At 28.3% G+C, this 3,885-nt stretch carries 6 protein-coding genes; 1 reads left to right on the top strand and 5 read right to left on the bottom strand.

The window, feature by feature from the left end:
* Positions 1-71: 71 nt before the first annotated feature.
* From LQ693_RS13225 to LQ693_RS13205, 5 genes are all read right to left on the bottom strand, one after another.
* On the bottom strand, positions 72-449 hold the full coding sequence (locus LQ693_RS13225; RefSeq protein WP_239703260.1) for a hypothetical protein: 378 nt from the start codon (positions 447-449) through the stop codon (positions 72-74).
* A gap of 301 nt (positions 450-750) precedes the next feature.
* A complete protein-coding gene (locus LQ693_RS13220) occupies positions 751-1,056 on the bottom strand; it encodes a TM2 domain-containing protein (protein ID WP_119494911.1) in 306 nt (101 codons plus the stop codon).
* A gap of 12 nt (positions 1,057-1,068) precedes the next feature.
* On the bottom strand, positions 1,069-1,569 hold the full coding sequence (locus LQ693_RS13215; protein ID WP_239703261.1) for a hypothetical protein: 501 nt from the start codon (positions 1,567-1,569) through the stop codon (positions 1,069-1,071).
* A 15-nt stretch (positions 1,570-1,584) separates the two neighbouring features.
* Positions 1,585-1,935, bottom strand: coding sequence for a hypothetical protein (locus tag LQ693_RS13210; RefSeq protein WP_037589628.1), 351 nt, complete (start codon positions 1,933-1,935; stop codon positions 1,585-1,587).
* Positions 1,936-1,938: 3 nt separating this feature from the next.
* Entirely contained in the window at positions 1,939-2,808 is an 870-nt protein-coding gene (locus LQ693_RS13205) for a hypothetical protein (protein WP_239703262.1), read from the bottom strand.
* Positions 2,809-3,271: 463 nt separating this feature from the next.
* Between LQ693_RS13205 and LQ693_RS13200 the strand changes: the two genes are divergently transcribed.
* The coding region (locus tag LQ693_RS13200) for a serine hydrolase family protein (protein ID WP_239703263.1) at positions 3,272-3,885 on the top strand (614 nt) is incomplete at its 3' end.

Genomic DNA, 3,885 nt, shown 5'->3' with positions numbered 1-3,885 from the left:
TTATGAACCAGCTTCTTTTACATGATCAAATTAAAGATAGAGTTATTAAGTATCTTGAATAACTTACACACTTAATTTGACAAAGCCTTAATAGATGCATGTAGCGTTTCTGCTGGAAAATCATCTTTTTTAATTTTGATTGTATTATCATCAATATACGTTATAATCATCTTACTATTTTTAAGTACAGGATCACTCACTTCATTAAGTTGAGATTTAGGTGTTTTTGCTATAACAGCTTCAATAGACTGATCATCAATTTTTTTAATTTGATATCCTTCACTACTTTCATCTTCAAATAAATTTTTATTATGCCCGTCATACATAATGCTTTGTCCATCAATTACAAACGTTGGATAATGTCTATCTTCTTCACCGTATTGCCATATGTGGTCAATTTCAGTTATCTTTCCATAAGCATTCGTACTCTTATATAACAATTTTTTCAATTGTTCTTCTTCTTTCTTAGATACTACATAATTTTGATCATATTCATGTTTGTATAAATCTTCATCTACATCTTAATCATCTTCTGAAGATGAGTCTACTGTATTTGCTTCTTGCCATTCCTTTTCGTATTCTTCATCTATACTGCTGACTTTACTATTTGATTCCGAATTATTTTTCTTTTCTTGTTGTGAATTAGAAGTGTTATTTTCTTTAGACTTTTCATCACTTTTACTATCAGAACCTCAAGCGGCCAATAAAATAATTACCCCTAAACAAATGCTTAATAATTTTTTCATATTCTTATTTTCCTCTTATAGTTTTAATTTCATTTGTTGCTTCTCTTCTTATTTTTTCGTTGTTTTCATTTATATATCCAGGTATTAAACATGCATCGACAATAATCCATATTAAAGATGGAATAAAAAATGTCATCCAACCAGTGAGTAGTGTTAATAGTAGTAAACCAACAGCTGAACCTGTTTTTTCTAGATAGAAACGGTGTGCACCAAATCCTCCTAGAAGTATTAAAAGAATATAAGCAATGCCTGTTTTTTTACCTTTGTTTGCTACTTGAGATTCTATATAACTTTTTTCTTCTAAATTCATAATTATTCTCCTTTATTTATATAATACTTTTTTATCTTTATTTTTTAATGGCTTAAACGTTATTTTTATTCCGTCATCTTTATCGTTAAGTTTATAAACTCCTTCAAAATTATCCCCATCTTTTTTTATGTCTCTTATAAATTTTATGTTTTTTTCAGAAAATATAGTGTTACTATAATCTCCAGTCTCATTTCCTTTTTCATCAGTTATCAACGAAGAACCGTCTGTTTTAAATTTAATAGGATTTGATTGTTGAAATACATCATTTTTGTTAGCTTTTTTTGAAGCTATAATTTCATCTGGTGAATTATTATGGGTACCATAAATTTTTAATTTATTATCTTTGAATATAACAATTCCTTCATACTCGTAAAAAGGATCAACATATTGAGGTGATGAAACATGTAATCGATATGTGTAAATACCATCATTATTGTTTACTAAGTTATCTCCTTTCCCACAAGCTGTAAGAATAATAACTAGTCCTAAAAAAGTTCCTAATAGTTTTTTCATATATAGTCTCTACTCCTATTCTTTAGTCAACTCTACTTCTCCATCGCCGTTACCATATCCGACTGGACTATCGATGATGAGTTTGTCTCCTTTGACTTTATAATTAAGTTGTAGATCTTGACCGTCTTCCATTTTAAATGTCATGACTTTTTCATCTGCATTGACTTTTCCGTCTAAGGTTCCGTCATTTGCACCTATGCCAAATAGTCCACCTGATTCTAGTGCATCCATATGTAATGATGCTTCACCAGTCTCACTATTTGCAGTGATACTAAAATCTTTATTTGAGTATGTACCATCTACATTCTTTCCACATGCTGCTAATAATAGAACTAATACTAAACAAACGCCTAATAAATTCTTCATAAATCATTCTACTTTGTATGTGTGTTTTATTTTGTCTAAACGGTTTATAAAGGCATCGATATAAGCTTGTGGACCTAACATGCGTGCGAGTGGTGCTAGTTGATATGCTATGTAATAGGAGTCTAGTTCTGTACACGATACTAAGACGATAATTTTATTATCTTTGTATTCTAAGATTTCTTTGATTGAAAATTGCTGTTTAAACTGATCCCAAATAGATACGTCTATTTCAAATTTAACAGGTTGTAAGTTGGGTACATTTTCATATGTAGAAGCTTCTAAAATATATACTGACTTAATATCTTGAACTTTAACGGTATGAATTTTAGCTTCATACTCATAAGTTAACCAGTAATCATAGTGCATATACATAAGAGACAATGGCTTTACAACCAACTTTTTATCTAATTCAATACGAACTTTTAACCCTTTCGTAATACATTCTTGCAAATTCATTAAATGAATACCTGGTAGTGGTTCGGAACGTAAATTAAAGTGATTCAAAACACTTTTTAGAATGTATTTATCTTCAATACGGTTAAGCGAAATATTATCTAAGAAAAGGTTATAAACACTTTTGTGCAACATAGGTGTTAAGCTTTTGATTTTAATTAATAGACTTAACAGTGCTAAGCTATCGGCTGAATAGGAACCATTTGAAAGTACGTATCCATCTAGTGAACGACTATAAACGATTTTAGTATTCTTGTTATTCCAATAATCACTCTCATAGAAAAACATATTTAAATCATTAATATCCCTTTGTATCGATTTTTCTCCAACATTTGCAATATTGCTAAACTCTGACTTGTTCACAACATCCCCATTTAATAGACGCGTGAGTAATGATAATACACGAGTGGCTTTGTCCAACTTAATCAACTCCTGATGTATAATATATATTTAAATGGATATTATAAGTCCATTTTCCAACTTTATTTAAAATTCCCTTCTATTTTTATTTATTTATATTGGTATATAGAGTTTATATAATTATTATATTAAATGGCAAGGTGAAAAAGTGAATATTATAAGGATAGAGAAGATTTATAATATATATAAAATATAAATATTATTAAAACAAAACAATATCCGCACATTTTAGTTCGCAAAATAACATGTAATTAATATAGTAAAGGGCTAATAATTGTAATAAAATGTAATTAATATTGTAAAGGTCTAATAATTGTAATAAAATGTAAATGTAAAAATGCTTAAAAGAGGATTAACATGAAATTAGTGTAATATTATTTTTATTTGGTATATTTAATTTAGTAAGTTCAAAAAGTGATTATAGATTCTTTCTATTAATTTTATTTATGAAGGAGTTAAGTGTATGAATAATTATAAAGTCGTGGCGATGCGTCTAAGTGATAAAAAAGTACTATATGATAAGGGCAATAAAGACAAAAATGATTATGGACTGGGTAATGCTCTATTTTTAAATTATGTTTTAGATTTGCTTAAATATAAAAAGATTAAACTACAAGCAAGTGTGAAAATTAGTGAATTTATTTCTAAAACTTCTAGAAAAGATAAAGTGTTTTTAGAAGAAGGGAAAGAAATTACGATATATAAGTTATTACAATTAGTCATTAATCTTAATTGTAATGCAGCAGTATTGGCTATCGCAGAATATCTAGATCCTACTAGAAATAATCCTGCTATCAAAGTGAAAGTGAAGCGAGATGAGTATGATTTAGAAAAGCAGGTTGCTATAAATATTAGTGGTAGAAAGATGAAAAATAAGCCTCAATCTTATACGATAAAAGATCTTTTGAAGATTGGAGAAAAAATGTTTGGCCAATATGAAAAAGATTTTAAATTATATAATAGTTCATTAGTTGATTATCGTGGCACTGTTTATGAAAATCCAAGTTTCATAGATATTGATGATCGTGTCGTATGCAACTACTTATTTGGGTCACATGATAATAGTGGGATTGTCTT

It is taken from the genome of Mammaliicoccus sp. B-M6 (assembly GCF_022386965.1).
In the GTDB taxonomy this organism is placed as follows: domain Bacteria; phylum Bacillota; class Bacilli; order Staphylococcales; family Staphylococcaceae; genus Mammaliicoccus; species Mammaliicoccus sciuri_A.
This window is presented reverse-complemented; position numbering and strand designations above follow the sequence as displayed.

Coding starts and splice junctions, on each gene's coding strand:
- LQ693_RS13220 (WP_119494911.1), bottom strand. CDS start 1,056: ATGAATTTAGAAGAAAAAAGTTATATAGAATCTCAAGTAGCAAACAAA.
- LQ693_RS13215 (WP_239703261.1), bottom strand. CDS start 1,569: ATGAAAAAACTATTAGGAACTTTTTTAGGACTAGTTATTATTCTTACA.
- LQ693_RS13210 (WP_037589628.1), bottom strand. CDS start 1,935: ATGAAGAATTTATTAGGCGTTTGTTTAGTATTAGTTCTATTATTAGCA.